Here is a 17,778-nt window from a genome sequence, read left to right as displayed (position 1 = left end):
CTCAGCCTTCACGGGCCGGGGGTCCCAGGGACAGGCGTCGGCCGAGATGGGTTCCCAGCCGTTTTCCCAGCGCGGCCAGGGTCCAGATGAGGGGCGCTCCCATGGCGCGGGGCAGAACGCCGGCGTCGCAGCAGTAAAGATTCGGGATTCGTGTTGCGAGATCGGCGTTCACCACCTCGCCGATGCGACAGGAGGCCGAGGGGTGTGCTCCGATGGGATTCAGCGCCAGGATGCTGTCCTCCCGGGCCCCGGCTTTCCTCAAGACTTTCCGGATCAGGTCCACTCCCTTGTCGAGGCGCTTGCGATCCTGCAGGGTAATGGGCTTCGAAAAGGACCCGCCCGGGTAGATCTCGCCCTCCGTCTCGTCCTTAACCTTCACCATGATCCCCGTGTAGTTCCGGAACTCCCGCAGCTTCGTGAAGTGCTGGAACCCCTTGGACGCAACGAGGACGGCAAACTGTGACCAGTTGGGGAAAACCGGCAGGATGATGATCCCCTCGGACTCATGGAGGTCCGTGGTGCCCACGGCCATGGGATGGACGCCACCGGTACTCATCCCCGGGATGACCGCGCCGACGAACTGGAGCCAGTCGCAGCACAGCCCCTTCCCTGCCTCCCGGATGCCAGCCCGCCGGAGCAGGTGGACGTCCGACATACCGGCCGAGAGGACCACCGCTTTCCCATAATAACGAACCGTTCTTCCGTATCGCTTCCCCTCCACGCCCACCGCAGATCCCCCTTCGCAGAGGACCCTCTCCACCCGGGTGTTCGCCTTCAGGTTCACGCCCAGCCTGACCGCCTCGTCCACCCAGGTCCTGGCCGTCCACTTGGCGCCCCGGCGACAGCCCAGCATGCAGTCACTGCAACCCTCGACGCATTTCTCGGGATCGATGAATTTTTCCATTTTCCGCCAGGAAAGACCAGTGGATGCGGCCGCATCCATTAGACGGAAGTTGGTTTCGCCGATCAGCCGGTCCGGCAGTTCGGCGATGCCCAGTTCACGGCGGACTTCCTCCGTCTCAACGGTCAGGTCGATCCCATACCTGGACAGGAGGAACAACGGCGGCGGCATGGCGCACCCGGCGGACAGGTTGGAGGCGCCGCCCAGGGAATCGGCGAACGTCACGGGGTGATTCTCCCGGCTGCGGGTCAGGCCGCACTTTTCGAGGACCCGCATGACCGTCAGGGTGTTCCCCATCCAGTTCACGCGCCCCCCCCGCTCGAGGAGCAGCACCCGTCCGCCCTGCGCCGCCACGGTCCGTGCAACGGCGGCCCCGGAAACACCGGAGCCGACGATGACGACATCGTACTCCTTCCCCTGTCCGGCTGCCGGCTTCAAGATTGCCTCTCCCCGAGGGTGTGCATTCCCTTCTCCATTCCTTCTGTGGTTCTGCCCGTTTTCTGTATCATCCGACCGCTTTCGCCGGACCGGAAGTCCGACCCGCCCTCCTTCATCCGCTCCCTTACCCAGTCCATGTCCAGGGGCAGGGGCTTTTCCGGATCCCGGTATAACGAAAGGGCTCCCGACGTGCAATGCTCCACGCAGAGTTCGCAGCCCATGCAGGCCGCCCGGTCGTAGGATCGGATGCCGTCCCGCCGGATCATGGCTCCGAAGGGACAGACATCCGTGCAGCTTCCGCAATTCCGGCATAGATCCGGGGCTTCCCGGACCGAATAGCCCGACCCCGCACTCTGGGAGAGTTTTCCCCCGAACTTCCGGACTCTCCTGGACGCCTCCAGGCTTACACAACAGTCGGGACAGCAGTTGCAGATCACGCCGGTGCTCCCCCCGGTGGCTACCTTGAAGAAAGCCTGGGTGATGTGTCCCCTCTTCCGGTAGTCCCGGATCAGATCCAGGGCCTCTTCCTGGGTGATTCGGCGGGGGTGGTACCTGCCACAGTGGTCAAGCCAGAATTCGGCGATATCCCGGCCGACTGCGATGCAGCAGCTGACGGGTCCACAGGCTTCCCCACCGCCCCTCGCCGCACGACACGGGCAGTCCATGACGGCGATGAAATCGGGCTCCCGGAAGATGATTCCCGTGGCATGTGCATAGGGAATGATCTGACGGTTTCCCGGCCCTGTAAGCCCGACGTCTTCCCGGAGGGTGAAAATCTTGACCGCTTCCGAGGAAGAAAGGACTTTTGCGTGATACCGGCCGAAGGCGGCCCGGAACAGCATTGCCGAAGGCCGGAACCACCCCGGCGCGGTGCTTACGACCCGGGTCATCATCCGGCTCAGGCGTACGTATGGACGATACCGAGTGAAATAGACGTAGTTGTGAAGTGCGCGATCAATTCGCCAGCCGTGCTTCCGGATCACCGCCCGGGTCGATGCCTTCATGAAGAACCTGTTTTCTGCTTCATATTCGGTAATTTCAGCGACCCTATCGCCTATGCCGGGACGTGTCAAGCCTGTTGGAAGCCCAAAACACCCTGAAGATGTTCAAAGCCCTTGACATCCAACACCGGATGAATAAATTACGCCGGTTCAATTCCTGTATTTCCCATACCGGTCCATGAATCGGATCACCCGGATCCGTCAGACCTCCGGGAAAGCTGAAACCGACGAATTCAATGCGCAGGCGGGCCCCTCGGAAGGCATGCCTGCAAAGCGAAAATATCACAAAAGAACAGGAGGTATCCGAACATGAAGGTCAGACCGTTGCATGATCGAGTCCTTGTACAACGCGTGGAAAGCGATGCAAAGACAGCGGGAGGAATCATCATCCCCGACACCGCCAAGGAAAAGCCGCAGGAGGGCAAGGTCGTGGCCGTTGGTCCCGGACGAATGGACAAATCGGGCAAACGGATCGTCCCGGAGGTCAAGAAAGGAAATCGCATCCTGTTCGGTCGCTACGGGGGAACGGAAGTCAAGATCGACGGGGAGGAGTACCTCATCATGGGCGAGGAAGACATCCTCGGGATCATCGAATAAGGACGGGAGGAAAGAACGAACATGGCCGCAAAGGAAATCAAATACAACGTAAAGGCCCGCGAGCGGATTCTGCTGGGCGTCGACACCCTGGCCAACGCGGTGAAGGTCACCCTGGGTCCGAAAGGGCGAAACGTCCTTATTTCCAAGACCTGGGGCGCCCCGACCGTCACGAAGGACGGCGTCACCGTCGCCCGGGAGATCGAGTTGGACAACAAGTTCGAAAACATGGGCGCCCAGATGGTGAAGGAGGTCTCCACACGGACATCGGACACAGCCGGTGACGGCACGACGACGGCAACCATCCTCGCCCAGGCCATCTACCGGGAAGGCTCCAAGCTCGTGGCCGCCGGGATGAACCCCATGGCCCTGAAAAGGGGCATCGACAAGGGCGTCCAGATCGTGACGGAAGAGCTGAAGAAGATCTCCAAGACCGTGAAGGATAAGAAGGAAATCACCCAGGTCGGCACGATCTCCGCGAACAACGACCTCACCATCGGCTCGATCATCTCCGATGCCATGGACAAGGTCGGCAAGGAAGGTGTCATCACCGTCGAGGATGCCAAAGGCATGGAGACCACCCTGGACGTGGTCGAAGGCATGCAGTTTGACCGGGGCTACATCTCCCCCTACTTCGTCACCAACCCCGACAAGATGTCTGTCGTCCTCGATGAGCCATACATCCTCCTCTATGAGAAGAAGATCAGCACCATGAAGGATATGATCCCAGTCCTCGAGGCCGTGGCCCGCACCGGGCGGCCCCTGCTGATCGTTTCCGAGGACCTGGAGGGAGAGGCGCTGGCTACGCTGGTCGTCAACAAGATTCGCGGCACCCTGAAGGTTGCTGCTGTGAAGGCCCCCGGTTTCGGAGACCGCCGCAAGGGCATGCTGGAGGACATCGCGATCCTGACGGGCGGGCAGGTCATCTCCGAAGACATTGGTGTAAAGCTGGATGCGGTGACGCTGAAGGATCTGGGAACCGCCAAAAAGATTGAGATCGACAAGGACAACACTACCATCGTCGACGGCGGCGGCAGCAGCAAGGCCATCCAGGAACGGGTGAAGATGATCCGAGGCCAGATGGAGGTCACCACCTCCGATTACGATCGTGAAAAGCTCCAGGAGCGTCTCGCCAAGCTTGTGGGCGGCGTGGCCCTCATCAAGGTCGGAGCGGCGACGGAAATCGAAATGAAGGAGAAGAAGGCCCGTGTCGAGGATGCCCTCAACGCTACACGGGCAGCCGTCGAGGAAGGCGTCGTGCCCGGTGGCGGGGTGGCACTCCTCCGCTGTCTGCCGGCTCTCGAGAAGGCCAAGGTTCCCGACGACGAGAAGTACGGCCTCCAGATCATCATGCGCGCCATCGAGGAACCCCTTCGGCAGATCGCCGCGAATGCCGGGTTCGAAGGATCCGTCGTGGTGGAGAAGGTCAAGGGCAAGAAGGGCGACTACGGCTTCAACGCCGACACGGGCGAGTACACGGCCATGTTCAGCGCCGGGATCATCGACCCCACCAAGGTCGCCCGCCTGGCCCTCCAGAACGCCGCTTCCGTGTCTGCCCTGATGCTGACGACCGAGGCCATGGTGGCGGAGGCGCCCAAAAAGAAAGGCGCCGGCATGCCCCCGATGCCCGGCGGCGGGATGCCTCCCGGCATGGGTGGAATGGGTGGCATGGGCGGCATGGGCATGGATGACATGGACTACTGATCCGGAGTCCGGATCGTCCCGTTTTGAAAGGAAGCCCTCTCTCCCGGGAGAGGGCTTTTTTTCGCAGACAATGTGGCAGCCCACAAACCGTTTGCCATCTTCCGGCTCATCCCTTATGATGTCCCACAATTGTGACCGGGGATCGGGGCCCGCGGGAATCCCGCAATCTGCAGGCCCTGACCGGACAGAGATGTCGCCCGGCAGATACCGTGACGAAGACAGCATATCGACTTGGCATTCTTCTTTTTCTTTTCCTGACGCTCACCTCCTGGGTTGAGCCCCCTGCGGTTTTTTCCGAGGCCGCCTTCCCGTCCCCCCAAGGGGCGGTCAGCGATTTCGCCGGCGTCATCCCCGCCCAATACAGGACCCGGATGGAATCCCTCGCCCGGGAGGTTCTCGAGAAGACGGGAACCTCCGTGGTCGTCGCCGTCATCCCCGCTCTTGGCGAGGAAGACCTGAACGATTACGCGAACCGGCTCTATTCGGCCTGGGGCATCGGGAAAAAGGGACAGGACAAAGGGGTCCTGATCCTCCTGGCCGTGAAGGAGAGAAAACTCCGGATCGAAACGGGGTACGGCGTCGAGGGTATCCTCCCGGACGGCCTGACGGGAGAGATCATGGACAAGTATATGATCCCTCATCTCGGCCAGGGGGAATACGGGATGGGGCTTTACAACGGCCTGTTCGCCGTGTCGACGGTGATCGCAAAGGATGCGGGCGTACAGCTTACCGGCCGCCCCGGAGCTGCAGCCTCGCGCCGGTCCACACCGGCCGCCGGCAAGAGCATGTCCCCCCTGACGGTCGTCCTGATCGTCGTGGTGATTGCAGTCCTGCTGCTGACCCCCCAGGGACGGGCGATGCTTCCCTGGATCCTGTTCCTCCTGTTGAGCGGCAGCGGCCGGGGAGGAGGCGGATTCGGCGGGTTCGGCGGAGGTGGGTTCGGCGGATTCGGCGGAGGATCGAGCGGGGGGGGCGGAGCCGGCCGGGGTTTTTAACCGCGGCCCGGAAACGGATGCGGCAGGGAGGTGCCAGCATGGGTAAAATTCCTCAGCGACCGGAAGACATCTTCGAGACCTTCCGGGACGACATAAAAAAAGCATTTGGCGAAGATCTCAAGGGACTCATCCTTTACGGGAGCGGCGCCCGCGGGGAATATATGCCCGGCCGGTCCGACCTGAACTTTCTGGTGATCTTGACCGATGCCGGGATCGACCACCTGGATCGGGCCTTCGGGATCGTCTCCTCCTGGAGCAAGCGCCGGGTGGCCATCCCCCTGTTCATGACGAAATCTATGATCCTGCAGTCCCTGGACTGCTATCCCGTTGAATTTCTCAACATGCAACTCCACTATGTTCCCGTTTACGGAGAGGATGTGCTTCGGGGGCTTGCCTTCGACCGTTCGAATCTCCGCCTTCAGCTTGAACGGGAACTGAAGGGAAAGCTTCTTCACCTGCGTACCGGCTTTCTGGAAACGCAGGGAAAGGACAAGGCCCTCGCCAGGCTCATTGCGGTCTCCCTGACGGCGTTTCTCTCCCTGTTCACGGCTCTCTTGTATCTCAAGGGCATCGCCGCCCCCCGGGACCGGAGGGAACTGATCCGCGAGACGGCGGTTGCCGCGGGTCTGGACGGGAATATTTTTGAAAAATGCCTCGATATCCGTGAAAACACCCGGAATCCCCGGGGTGCGGAAGCCCTGGCGCTCTTCAAGTCCTACTTGCGTGAAGTAGGTAAACTTTGTGATATCATAGACAAACTGGAATAGATCATCAAAGGAGGCAGGACATGTCGAAAGGGAAAATTGCGTTGTTTGTCGCCATCGGGGTGTTGGTCATCCTGGCTGTGGGTGTGTATGGCTTCTTCAAGGGGAATTACAACCGGTTTGTAACCCTGGATGAGGGGGTCAAGGCGTCCTGGGCACAGGTGGAGAATCAATTGCAGCGCCGGTTCGACCTCATTCCGAACCTGGTGGAAACGGTGAAGGGGTTCGCCGCCCAGGAAAAGAGCGTCCTCGTGGAAGTGACCAACGCGCGGGCCAGGGTGGGCGGTGCCGGTTCGATCCCCGAGAAAATCAGCGCCAACAACGAGCTTTCGGGCGCCTTGAGCCGCCTCCTGGTGGTGGTGGAAAAATATCCGGACCTGAAATCGAACCAGAACTTCTTGAAACTCCAGGACGAACTGGCGGGAACGGAAAACAGGATCGCCGTGGAGCGCAAGCGCTACAACGAGGCCGTGCAGAGGTACAACGTGGCCATCCGGAGTTTTCCGGCAAACCTGCTGGCGGGGATGTTCGGATTCAACGCGGCGACATTCTTCCAGGTGCCGGAGGCTGCAAAAGCAACACCCCAGGTCAAGTTCTGACCGGAAGGTGCGGCCAGGCGCCGGACGGGCCCGAAATAAAAAACCGGGGGCGCGGTGGGTTCCCACCGGCCCCCGGAAATCGCAACATCCTCCACCAACCGCCCCCGCATGCCGCGGGGTGCCTGCCGCCTACCTCTTCTTATGCCGGTTGGCCTTGAGGCGTTTCCTGTACTTGTGCTTGCTGATCTTCCTTCTTCTTTTCTTGACGACGCTGCCCATCTTGACCCCTGGTTTTTCTTGATAAAATGATTGCTTCCCGTCAACGCGGGGGCACCCTATAGCACGCTGAATCCCGCGACGCAACGACTTTTTCCGCTCCTGCCCGATTTTTCTGCGTCTATTCCTGTTCCGGAGCCCTTCAGCCGCACATTCCCAGGCCGCAGAAAGCCCGGACGTTCTCCATTTTCCCGGCCAGATCGTAACTGCGCTGGACCTCCACCCGGTTCGTCTCCGGCGTCCCGCCGGCACAGATGGCACTGGCCATCAGATAACCGCTGAACCGCGAGGCCGTCAGGTCCTGGATGAAGTAGAGGAGTTTCATCCGGTCTTCCGTCGTGAATTTCGCACTCCCCCGCAAATACTTGTCGATCCAGGCGCGGGTCGCCTCGTTCCGGTAGTCCGCCTCCACGGGCATCGTCGTGACGATCCCCCCGGCGATCTCCTGGAGCGTTCCGAGGAACTCGATGAATTTCAGCCTCGTGTGGTAGAGGCCGGCGTTGGAGATGCCCGTGTCCGGAACGGGGATGCCGCTCGGATGCTCTTTCGCACTGGCCAGCGATCCGAGGACGCACCCCCAGCCGATCTCCGAGGCGATCATCATGTCGGTGATCTTGTGGCGGATGTGGCCGGCCCTCTCTGTCCCGTTCATCCTGGCCACCAGGGCCGCCGCCCCGGCCAGGATGTCGATTCGAGCGGACGTGCAGGTCCCCTTGGCGATGCGGACATAGGGTGAAAAGTAATTGATGAAGTTTTCCGTGAATTCCCACTCGCCGCTGAGGAAGACCCGCTCCCAGGGGATGAACACGTCATCGAAGACCGACAGGCATTCCACAAAACCGATCCGCGTGCTGACGGGAGATTCCATCTCCCGCGGCTCCCGGGGGCCCGGGGCCGGCCGGGTGATGAGAGTAAGCCCCTTGGTGTCTATCGGCGTCACGAAGGACACGGCATAGTCCCGATCGTCCTCCCCAAGGGCCCGACAGGGGGAAACGAACATGAAATGGGTAAGCGGCGCATTGGAGGTGTGCGTCTTGGCTCCCCGCACCACGATCCCTTCCCGGCTGCGGGATACGATCCGCAGATGGAGATCCGGGTCGGCCTGGCGGGAGGGCGGGAGCGACCGGTCGCCCTTGGGATCCATGACCCCCATGCAGTAGCGCAGGTCCTTCCGCTGGATCTCCTCGAAAAAGGCCCGGAGATTGGCGTGATAGTTCGTCCCCCGAGCCCGGTCGACATCCCAGGTGGTGGCCCACATCACGGAGAGCCCGATGCCCATGCACATGGAGCAGAAGTGCCGGGCATTGTTACGCTTGATCACTTCCACCAATTTCCGGACCTCGTCGGTGCCCAGGCGCAGGTGCGTCCAGAAACTGACCTTTTCCTCGATGAAGGGCGACCAGGCCGCAAAGTCCTTTTCAAATGCCGGATCATGCGGCCAGTCGTATTGGGCGCAGGCCTCCCGCAGGCTGATGGAGAACCAGGGGCTGTCGGCCACGTTCTCCACCCGTTCCCCGCCGATATGGATGCACGGGTGCTGGGCCCGCAGACTGTCCAGATACTGCTGTGACGTCATGATGCCCATGGATCTTCCTCCTTTTGGTCAGCGGGAGCCATTTCCGCAGCCGGCAAGTGGATGCCCTCGCTCCCGGCAGGGTTCCCGCTACTTGGCGATCATGCCGCCGTCGTTGACGACGATGTGGCCCGTCATGTAGGCGGAGGCGTCGGACGCCAGGAAGACGACCAGGCCCTTCATGTCGTCCGCATCCCCGATTCTTCTCAGGGGAATGCCCTGAAGGACCATGTCGTGCGCCTCCTTGAACTCGGGCTTCTCGATGTAGGCCATCATGTCCGACCGGAAGAATCCCGGGGCTATGGCGTTGACGCGGATCTTGAAGGGGGCCAGTTTCACCGCCAGGTTCATCGTGAGAACATTGATGGCCGCTTTCGTGGAATTGTAGGGCACCGCCGGATGGGCCAGCTCTTCCGAGCCGCGGAAACCCATGACGGACGAGATGTTGATGATGTTGCCGCCCCCCTGCTCCTTCATGATCCGGGCGACCTTCTGGGTCAGCATCCAGACGCCCCGGACGTTCACGCTGAAAAGCTGGTCCCACCGCTCCAGGGGGAAGTCGAGGGTGGGGGCGCCCCAGGTAGCCCCGGCATTGTTGACGAGGATGTCGATCCGGCCGAAGCGTTCCTTCACCGCCTGGACCATCTTCTCGACTTCCTCCTCCTTTGCCACATCACAGGCGATGGGAACGACGTTCCTCCCCGTCTCCTTCTCCAATGCCGAGGCCGTCGCCTCCAGGTTCTTCATCTTTCTCGAGGTGATGACCACGTCCGCACCGGCCTCGGCCAGGCCCGTGGCGATGTACTTTCCGATTCCGCGCCCGCCGCCCGTCACCAGGGCGACCTTGCCGTCGAGCTTGAACAGATCGAATGTCTTCATAAGAACCTCCATTGTTGCAAATGATGGCGAATGCGTAACAGAGATGGATTCTTTTTTCCATGAAAAGCTCGTGGAACGACAGACGGCGCCTGTATCTCCATGACGGGCAAAACCTCCGCCCGACGTTTTTCAGGTTGACGGAAGGCCGGAGGATGGTTTAAGAATTTCAAACCTGCGACGCAGGGAACGGCATCATGATCGTCGTCTCCAGCATTCCGTTCCTCATCGCCGCGTGTTCAGAGCATGGAAATGGTGCTTCCGTATCCAAATTACCTTTTATGGAGGAGCCGTCCAGCGACGAGAACATCCCGCCGCGGTCGATCGAGCAGGGCATGAACGAAATCCAGCCCCTGTTACATTACCCTTATGGGGATCTCTCCAGCCGGATGAACCTGCAGGATAACGTCAAATCCTCTGCGGATGCGGACACAGAGTCCCTGTATGGCGGGTCCGGCCATGGCATACGACGAAGAAGGCGGTGTTTTCCCGACCATGAACCGGCGGTTGACGCACCTTCCATACATCTTCATTCAAAATTCCGGATTCCTTTCCCGTGCGCAGGGAGGCCGTTCGGGAAGCGATGTCCGGGATTGATGTTTTTTGTGTGAGCAGTTCACATCCTTATTAGTTTATGAAATGGAGGAGGAAGCAATGAAGAAAATTTTATGCGGTTTCATCGTCCTGCTCGTCCTGGCCGCGGCTTCGCCGGGATTGGCAGAGGTTCGTCCCGGCACGTTTTCAGTCACCCCTTTCATCGGAGGATACGTCTTCAACTCCGATCAGCACCTGAAAAATGCCCCCGTTTATGGAATCCGGTTCGGCTATGACATCACCCGGTACATCGGTGTGGAAGGCGTCTTCGACTACGTTCGAACCGAATACTCCGCTCCCTGGAATGTCATGAGCACGGACGCCCAGAACTGGGCGGCCGCCAGGAGAGAAAGCACGAACGTCTTCAACTACCGGCTGGAGGGTCTGCTGTACCTCATGCCCCAGTACAAAGTGGTTCCCTACCTTGCAGTAGGCTTCGGTGGTCAGTCCATCTCCTACCCTTCCGAGGTCGGAAATAAAAACCGCTTCCTGGTTGATGTCGGCGCCGGCTTGAAGTGGTTCATGACCGACTGGCTGGCCCTGCGGGGTGACGTCCGCGTACCCTTCGTTTTTGGCAGCACCATGGAAAACCTGGAGTACACCCTTGGGCTGAGCTTCCTGTTCGGCGGTGAGAAACCCGCTCCGCCCCCTCCGCCGCCCCCGCCGGAGCCCAAGGTCGTAGCTCCTCCTCCGCCCCCGCCTCCTCCGCCGGAGCCGGTCAAGGAGATGAAGGAAGAAGCCAAGGCGGAACAGACGGCGACCGAGAAGGAAATGCTGGAAAAGGGCCGGGCGACCATTAACGTCCAGTTCGACACGGCCAAGTGGGTCGTCAAGAAGAAGTACCATGACGAAATCGCCAAGTTCGCCGACGTGATCAACCGCCATCCGGAGATCAAGGTCGTCATCGAGGGCCATACCGACAACGTCGGCAGCAAGGCCTACAACCAGAAGCTTTCGCAGCGGCGGGCCGCTGCCGTCGCGAAGTACATGGTGGACAAGTTCAAGGTGGACAAGGACCGCATCTCCGCCAAGGGATACGGCCTGACTCAGCCCATCGCGGACAACAAGACAAAGGAAGGCCGCCAGAAGAACCGCCGGGTGGACGCGGTGGTTGAATACATCGTCCAGAAATAGACTTCCAGAAAAGCCGCCCCTCCGGTCCGCCGGCGGGGCGGCTCCCGAACACCCAAGAGAAAAGGAGATCTCCATGAAAAAGGCATGGCAGCTGGCTGCCGCCGCAATTCTCTGTCTGGTCCTGATCTCTCCCGCCGTCGGTGCGGAAAAGATCTATATCAACGGCATCGATGCCAACTTCCCGCCCTTCGCCTACGTAGACAAAAAAGGCGCTCCCGACGGCTTCGACATCAAGGCACTCGACTGGATCGCCAAGGACCAGGGCTTTCAGGTCAAGCATCAGCCCCAGGACTGGGACAGCATCGTCCCCAGCCTCCTGGCCAGGAAGATCGACATTGTCGCCTCCGGGATGAGCATCACCGACGCCCGGAAAAAGCAGGTCAATTTCTCCATCCCCTACTGGAAGATCCAGCAGGTGCTCGTCGCCAAGAAAGATGCCAGGCTGACGGTGGAGCAGGCTCTTGCAGCGGGCAGCCGGATCGGCGTCCAGCGCGGCACCACGGAAGCCAAGTGGATGGATGAAAATCTCATCAAGAAGAAGGGGCTGAAATTCCAGCTTGTCCAGTATGACTCCGCGCCTCTGGCCATCGAGGACGTCCTCAACGGCCGCATCGCCGCCGCCGCCATGGACGACGCTCCCGCCAGGGACGCCATCAGCAAGAAGAAGGCCGTGAAAATCCTGGGGACCTTCGGCATGCCCGACGAGCAGTTCGGTTACGCCGTCCGCAAGGAGGACACCGCATTCCTGAACAAGATCAATGCTGGATTGACGAAGCTCATGAAGACCCCCTACTGGAAGGAACTGGTCAAGACCTATATCAACAAGAAATAGAATCCCGGATCGTTTCCCGGGATCTTCCGTTCACCCTCCCCCGTCCTGCCGACGGGGGAGGGTTCGTTTGTCAACGGGGGGCACATCGCCCCGAACCACGGTACCTTGATGCCTGAAGCGCTTCTCGCCGTCCTGGACGCCCTGCCCTACCTCCTGGAAGGATCCTTCGTCACCCTGGTGGTCGTTCTCGGAGCCATGGGATTCGGATTCTGCCTGGCCGTTCCCCTGGCCGTGGCCCAGGTGTACGGCCCCGGCTGGCTGCGGCCCCTGGTCGCCCTGTATGTCTGGTTCTTCCGCGGGATCCCGCTCCTCGTCTTCCTGTTCCTCTTCTACTTCGGCCTCTGTACGGCCCTGGACATCAACCTCTCCGCCTTCACGGTGGCCGTCGTCGTCCTGGGTCTCATCAGCGCGGCCTACCAGTCGCAGATATTCCGGGGCGCCATCCTGTCCCTGTCGGAAGGTCAGTTCAAGGCGGCCCGGGCCCTCGGCATGAGCGACGCAAAAGCGATCCTGTTCATCATTCTCCCCCAGGCCCTGCGTCTGTCCATTCCCGGCTGGTCGAACGAGTACTCCATCATTCTGAAGGACTCCGCCGTAACCTATGCCCTGGGCGTGGCGGAGATCATGGCCCGGACCCATTTCGTCGCCACCCGGACCTACCAGCACATGCCCCTTTACGCGGCGGCGGGACTCATCTTCCTCGTCCTCACCTGGGTGGGGATCCGGGGGCTCCGGCTCCTGGAGGAAAAGGTCCGCATTCCCGGCTATTCCCATCACGAGTTCTGAACCATGGAAGAACCGATCCTGAAGGTCGAAGGCATCAAGAAGCGTTATGGAAAGAAGGAGATTCTCCGGGGGACTTCCCTGTCGATCCGCCACGGAGAACTGAAGATTCTCATCGGTCCGTCCGGCGCCGGGAAAAGCACGCTCCTCCAGTGCATCAATTTCCTCGTCCGACCGGACGCAGGCCGTGTCTGGCTGGAAGGCCGGGAAATCAAGCACGCCCACGGCCGGGAACTCCACCGTTACCGCCAGCAGGTGGGGATGATCTTCCAGGACTTCAACCTGTTCGACCATCTCACGGCCCTCCGGAACGTGGAAATCGCCCTCGTCAAGGTCCGGCGGATGAGCCGGGCCGAGGCCCGCGACCGCGCCATGGCCGAGCTCGAGCGGGTCGGCCTGGGCGACCATGTACAGAAATACCCGGCCCAGCTGTCCGGCGGACAGAAGCAACGCGTCTCCATCGCCCGTGCGCTGGCCATGGATCCAAAGGTGATGCTTCTGGACGAGCCGACCTCGGCGCTGGATCCGGAGCTGATCGGAGAGGTCCTGGCGGTGATCCGGGACCTTGGGGAAAACGGAATGACAATGATCATGGCGACCCACCAGATCGCTTTCGCCCAGGCCCTGGCGAACGAGATCGTCTTCATGGAGGACGGACTCATCGTCGAGGAGGGCCCGCCGGCAAAGATCTTCGGATGCGCTGAAAACGAGCGGACCCGTGAGTTCTGCTCGAAGGTCATGGAGCTGTACACGGATAACCGCTGAGCGAAACCGCTTGTTGCAACGGAATGCCCTTTTCAGATCGGCAGGACCGGCGATTACGAGGACACACGGGACTGGATCTTCCCTCGTACTCAGGAGAGTTTTTTCGACCCTGCAACGTCTCGCTCCGCTGCAAAGGTAAAACTCGCGCCTCCAGCGCTCAGACATTGCCTTTGCGGTCGCTGCGCTGCAACGGCAGGGTGCCCCGAAAAAGCCTCAATTCGCACTCGGGAAGTCCCAGCCCCCGATGATCGCGGGGGCGCGGCCGGGATATACATAGCCCGAATGAACGGTGAGAAAGAGTCTCATCTCGATTAAACACGAATATGGAAGAATGGCTCTACATCCAGAATGAGGCGGCGCCGGCCCTGCTCCGGGGTTTCCGGATGAGCGTCCAGCTGATCGTCCCCTCGGCGACACTGGGGCTTCTCCTGGGCATCCTCGTGGGCACCCTGCGTGTCTTCGGCAACCGGACCGCCGCCGCTGCGGCCAACCTCTACGTCACCATCTTCCGGGGCGTTCCGCTGGTGGTTCAGCTCTTCGTCTGGTATTTCGGCCTTCCCTACTGGAACATCTACCTGACCCCCTTCACCGCGGCGATCCTTGGATTCACCCTCTGCAGCGCCGCCTACCACTCCGAGTACATCCGGGGGGCACTCCTGTCCATCAAGCGCGGGCAGATGCTGGCGGCCCACTCCCTGGGTTTCACCCGGACCCAGACTATCTTCTCGGTGATCCTGCCCCAGGCCATGCGCCGTGCCCTTCCCGGCTGCGGCAACGAGATCATCTACCTGATCAAGTACTCCTCCCTTGCCTACATGATCACCTGCATCGAGTTGACGGGAGAGGGAAAGATTCTCGCCTCGGACTCCTTCAAGTTCACCGAGGTGTTTCTCCTGGTCGGCCTTTGCTACCTGGTGATGACGACCCTGGCGACCCTGCTTCTGCATGCGCTGGAAGTACGGCTGCGCCTCCCGGGCTTCGAGCACCGGAGCGTTTGAGGACTTCATGGGACCGGACTTCCGCCCCCTCTCCCCCGAGACCGTCGCCCGCATCCGGGAGGCCGTCGCTCCCGCCACGGTGATCGAGGATCCCGCAAAGAAAGAGCCCTTCGGCAGGGACGGAACCCTTGATGCATTCGCCATGCCGGAACTTGTCGTGGAGGCGACCTCCGCCGTCCAGATCTCTGCGCTCCTCAAGCTCGCCAACGAACTCCGCTTCCCCGTCACGCCTCGGGGGCTCGGGACGGGCCTGGCGGGCGGGGCCGTCCCGATTCACGGAGGGGTACTCCTTTCCCTGGCAAAGATGAACCGGATCCTGGCCATCGACCGGGACAACTTCATCGCCATGGTCGAGCCGGGCGTCCTGAACAAGGACCTGAAAGACGCCGCTCGGGAAGCGGGCCTGTACTACCCCCCCGACCCCGCCAGCTACGACACCTGCTCCATCGGAGGCAACGCCGCCACGAATGCCGGAGGCCCCTCCTGCGTGAAGTACGGCGTCACCCGGGAGTATGTCCTGGGCCTCGAGGCGGTCCTGCCGACGGGGGAGCTGATCCGTACGGGCGTCCGGACCCGCAAGGGCGTGGTCGGGTACGACCTGACCCGGCTCCTGGTCGGTTCCGAGGGAACCCTGGGGGTCATCACGCAGCTTACCCTCAAGCTGATTCCGCACCCCCCCGCGATCACAACGCTGGTGTCCCTCTGCCCGAGCCTGTCCGTCGCCATGGAGGCCATCCGGGCGGTTCTCGGCGCCGGCCACATTCCCTGTGTCGTCGAGTTCCTGGACCGGCATTGCCTCGATCTCGTAGGAGACCTCCTGCCCTTCGAGGGTGTGAAGGACGCCGGCGCGTTTCTTCTGATCGAGACGGACGGCGCCCCGGAGATCATCGCCCGGGAGATCGAGGCGATCGGGGAGCTCTGCCTTGGATCGGGGGCGGACCAGGTGCTGCTGGCACCGGACGCGCGGCGCCGGGAGCGCATGTGGGAGGTGCGAAAAGCCGTGTCGCTTCGCATCGAGGAGCGCTATCCGGTGGATGTCCACGAAGACATCGTGGTCCCCATCCGCCGCATCGCCGACTTCGTCCGACGGCTTCCTCCCCTGGAGGAGACCTACGGCATGAGGATCTACACCTTCGGCCACGCCGGGGACGGGAACCTGCACCTGAGCATGACGGCGGAGACCCGGGAGTCCAGGGAGCGGATCGACCGGGGGATCGAAGAGATTCTGAAGCGCGTGCTGGATATGGGCGGTACGATCTCCGGCGAGCACGGAATCGGCATGATGAAGAGCAGGTACCTGCCCCTGGAGCTCTCTCCCGAGAGCATCCGCCTGCAGCGGGGCATCAAATCGCTCTTCGACCCGCAGGGCATCCTGAACCCGGGAAAGGTATTCCCGCCCCTGCCCTGAGGATGTTCCCGCCGGCGGCGAGCCATGCACGGAGGCATGCCCCGTGACAGCCCCCGCGTGTCCCGGAAAAGGCCGCCGTTCACGGGGGCGCGGCCGGGGGGTTCCAGAGGAGCAATAGGAACATCCCTACCGAAAGCCTGTAGCGGGCTGTTCAAAAACGCCTGGATGCAAGGCCCCCGAAATCCTGAGCCATGAGTCGTACCCTTTTCGGTACGTCGAATGGCGAAGGAGGAGGGAAACGCCGCGGACGGGTGTTTTTCAACAGCCCGTGCGGAAAAGCGGCCGCGACGGCGGCACGCCCCCGCGACAGCCCCCGCGCCCCGGAAAAACTGTCCAGCCGCGGGGGCGCGGCCGGCAGAGGCAAGAGGTTCGATTCTTGGGCAACTCCACGAACACACCGAAACTCTGGACCTTCGAGTTCCTATCGCTCTGCCTGGTTGTCATGACGGCCTTCGGCAATGTCAGCGTCTTCTACGGCTTTTACCACTACCTGGGAACCATCGACATCCCCGTCATCTGGAGAGGCTTCCTGGTCGGCCTGGAGCCAATGGCGGCCTTCATCCTGCGGCTGGCCGTCCTTCCCTGGCTTCACGTGCGCAACTCGTATTCCGTCCTGACGGCTTCGCTGGTCCTCCTGATCCTGTGCTCCTGCTCCTACCTCTGGGTCGTCACGGTCCCGGCCATGATCGTCCTCAGGATCGTTCACGGTGCGACCTTCATGCTTCTCACGTCGGCCGCCATCGCCCTCATCGTAAACTTCATCCCGAAGGAGAGGAGCGGCCAGGGCTTCGGCATTCTCGGCGTGGCGACAATGATTCCCTTTGCCGTCATCCCGCCACTCTGCGAGGCACTCCTGCCCCATGTACGCGGCGAAGCCGACCTCTATGCGGGCGTGTCGGTCTTTTCCGTTGCCGCCATCGGGCTTCTCGTTCTCCTGCGCCGGCACCTGACCGGGGCCATACGGAGCATGGACGGGGCGCTCCTCCGCCGCCCGTCCATGTCCGAGATCCGGCAAAATTTCCGGATCCCGGCGGTGCTCCTGCTTCTGTCCGCCACGTTCCTCGTCTACATGGCCCACGCGACGTTCTTCTATTTCCTGAAGGACCTGTCCCTGGAACTGCGCGCCGGTGACGTAGGCCTTTTCTTCACGATTTTCACGATAACAATGATCGCCTTGCGCGTCCTTGGTGGCACTCTCTTCGACCGGCTCGACAAGCGGCACTTGCTGACAGCCGGGCTGATCCTCCTGGCGCTTTCCCTCCTGGCTCTCCCTCGAGCCGCTACGCCTTCGGTCTACTACGGCCTGGCCGGACTGTACGGGCTGTCAGTGGGCATCGCCCTGCCCCTCCTGAGCGCCCTGCTCTTTACCGCCTCGCCCCTGCAGTTTCAGGGGCTGAACACCAACATGACCCTGTTCACGCTGGACCTGGCGTACTGCCTGATGCCGTACCTGGGGGGAATGCTCGTCGCCTTCGGAGCGGGCTTCGGCGTCCTTTTCCATGTCTCCCTGGGATTCGTCGCTCTCGCCCTCGTGATGATCGCCCTGCTTCCCGACACAACGATCCTCCCGACCCATTCAGGATAAAAAAGCCGCCCTCTCCGG

Annotated in this window: 18 protein-coding genes; 13 read left to right on the top strand and 5 right to left on the bottom strand. The window is 61.6% G+C overall.

What is annotated here, in order from left to right; genetic code table 11:
• Position 1: 1 nt before the first annotated feature.
• Together PLO63_07210 and PLO63_07205 are read right to left on the bottom strand one after the other, a co-directional pair.
• Complete coding sequence (locus PLO63_07210; GenBank protein HOI73922.1) at positions 2-1,339, bottom strand: FAD-dependent oxidoreductase; 1,338 nt, start codon at positions 1,337-1,339, stop codon at positions 2-4.
• Positions 1,336-2,343: a 4Fe-4S binding protein gene (locus PLO63_07205; protein ID HOI73921.1), complete on the bottom strand. Its 1,008-nt coding sequence runs from the start codon at positions 2,341-2,343 to the stop codon at positions 1,336-1,338. Before PLO63_07205 ends, PLO63_07210 begins: the two co-directional genes overlap by 4 nt.
• Before the next feature lie 306 nt (positions 2,344-2,649).
• Here PLO63_07205 and groES point away from each other — a divergent pair, with 306 nt between their 5' ends.
• From groES to PLO63_07180, 5 genes are all read left to right on the top strand, one after another.
• Positions 2,650-2,937 (top strand): co-chaperone GroES, encoded by a 288-nt coding sequence (gene groES, locus PLO63_07200; GenBank protein ID HOI73920.1) that lies wholly within the window; start codon positions 2,650-2,652, stop codon positions 2,935-2,937.
• Between the two features lie 21 nt (positions 2,938-2,958).
• Complete coding sequence (groL, locus tag PLO63_07195; protein HOI73919.1) at positions 2,959-4,638, top strand: chaperonin GroEL; 1,680 nt, start codon at positions 2,959-2,961, stop codon at positions 4,636-4,638.
• Between the two features lie 209 nt (positions 4,639-4,847).
• On the top strand, positions 4,848-5,633 hold the full coding sequence (locus tag PLO63_07190; protein HOI73918.1) for a TPM domain-containing protein: 786 nt from the start codon (positions 4,848-4,850) through the stop codon (positions 5,631-5,633).
• Positions 5,634-5,671: 38 nt separating this feature from the next.
• Positions 5,672-6,400 (top strand): nucleotidyltransferase domain-containing protein, encoded by a 729-nt coding sequence (locus tag PLO63_07185; GenBank protein ID HOI73917.1) that lies wholly within the window; start codon positions 5,672-5,674, stop codon positions 6,398-6,400.
• A 20-nt stretch (positions 6,401-6,420) separates the two neighbouring features.
• On the top strand, positions 6,421-6,996 hold the full coding sequence (locus tag PLO63_07180; GenBank protein HOI73916.1) for a LemA family protein: 576 nt from the start codon (positions 6,421-6,423) through the stop codon (positions 6,994-6,996).
• 129 nt (positions 6,997-7,125) lie between these two features.
• Here the strand turns inward: PLO63_07180 and PLO63_07175 are convergent, their stop codons facing one another.
• From PLO63_07175 to PLO63_07165, 3 genes are all read right to left on the bottom strand, one after another.
• The gene (locus PLO63_07175; protein HOI73915.1) at positions 7,126-7,215 is read right to left on the bottom strand and encodes an AURKAIP1/COX24 domain-containing protein; all 90 of its coding nucleotides are present in this window, start codon (positions 7,213-7,215) and stop codon (positions 7,126-7,128) included.
• 139 nt (positions 7,216-7,354) lie between these two features.
• Complete coding sequence (locus PLO63_07170; protein HOI73914.1) at positions 7,355-8,797, bottom strand: 4-hydroxyphenylacetate 3-hydroxylase N-terminal domain-containing protein; 1,443 nt, start codon at positions 8,795-8,797, stop codon at positions 7,355-7,357.
• A 78-nt stretch (positions 8,798-8,875) separates the two neighbouring features.
• Positions 8,876-9,664 carry a glucose 1-dehydrogenase gene (locus PLO63_07165; protein HOI73913.1) on the bottom strand — a complete coding sequence of 263 codons (789 nt, stop codon included), beginning with the start codon at positions 9,662-9,664 and terminating at the stop codon, positions 8,876-8,878.
• A 194-nt stretch (positions 9,665-9,858) separates the two neighbouring features.
• Here PLO63_07165 and PLO63_07160 point away from each other — a divergent pair, with 194 nt between their 5' ends.
• From PLO63_07160 to PLO63_07125, 8 genes are all read left to right on the top strand, one after another.
• A complete protein-coding gene (locus PLO63_07160; protein HOI73912.1) occupies positions 9,859-10,272 on the top strand; it encodes a hypothetical protein in 414 nt (137 codons plus the stop codon).
• Between the two features lie 43 nt (positions 10,273-10,315).
• On the top strand, positions 10,316-11,389 hold the full coding sequence (locus PLO63_07155; protein HOI73911.1) for an OmpA family protein: 1,074 nt from the start codon (positions 10,316-10,318) through the stop codon (positions 11,387-11,389).
• Between the two features lie 73 nt (positions 11,390-11,462).
• The gene (locus tag PLO63_07150; protein HOI73910.1) at positions 11,463-12,221 is read left to right on the top strand and encodes an ABC transporter substrate-binding protein; all 759 of its coding nucleotides are present in this window, start codon (positions 11,463-11,465) and stop codon (positions 12,219-12,221) included.
• Between the two features lie 108 nt (positions 12,222-12,329).
• Positions 12,330-13,007, top strand: a complete 678-nt coding sequence (locus tag PLO63_07145; GenBank protein HOI73909.1) for an amino acid ABC transporter permease — start codon at positions 12,330-12,332, stop codon at positions 13,005-13,007.
• Positions 13,008-13,010: 3 nt separating this feature from the next.
• Complete coding sequence (locus PLO63_07140; GenBank protein HOI73908.1) at positions 13,011-13,769, top strand: amino acid ABC transporter ATP-binding protein; 759 nt, start codon at positions 13,011-13,013, stop codon at positions 13,767-13,769.
• A gap of 323 nt (positions 13,770-14,092) precedes the next feature.
• Positions 14,093-14,767 carry an amino acid ABC transporter permease gene (locus PLO63_07135; GenBank protein ID HOI73907.1) on the top strand — a complete coding sequence of 225 codons (675 nt, stop codon included), beginning with the start codon at positions 14,093-14,095 and terminating at the stop codon, positions 14,765-14,767.
• 7 nt (positions 14,768-14,774) lie between these two features.
• Positions 14,775-16,175, top strand: coding sequence for an FAD-linked oxidase C-terminal domain-containing protein (locus PLO63_07130; GenBank protein HOI73906.1), 1,401 nt, complete (start codon positions 14,775-14,777; stop codon positions 16,173-16,175).
• A 376-nt stretch (positions 16,176-16,551) separates the two neighbouring features.
• Positions 16,552-17,760 (top strand): hypothetical protein, encoded by a 1,209-nt coding sequence (locus tag PLO63_07125; protein ID HOI73905.1) that lies wholly within the window; start codon positions 16,552-16,554, stop codon positions 17,758-17,760.
• The last annotated feature ends 18 nt before the right edge of the window (positions 17,761-17,778 follow it).

The organism is Syntrophales bacterium, from assembly GCA_035363115.1.
Classification (GTDB): domain Bacteria; phylum Desulfobacterota; class Syntrophia; order Syntrophales; family PHBD01; genus PHBD01.
Note: the sequence above shows the minus strand (reverse complement) of the source record. Positions and strands in the feature narration are given on the sequence as shown.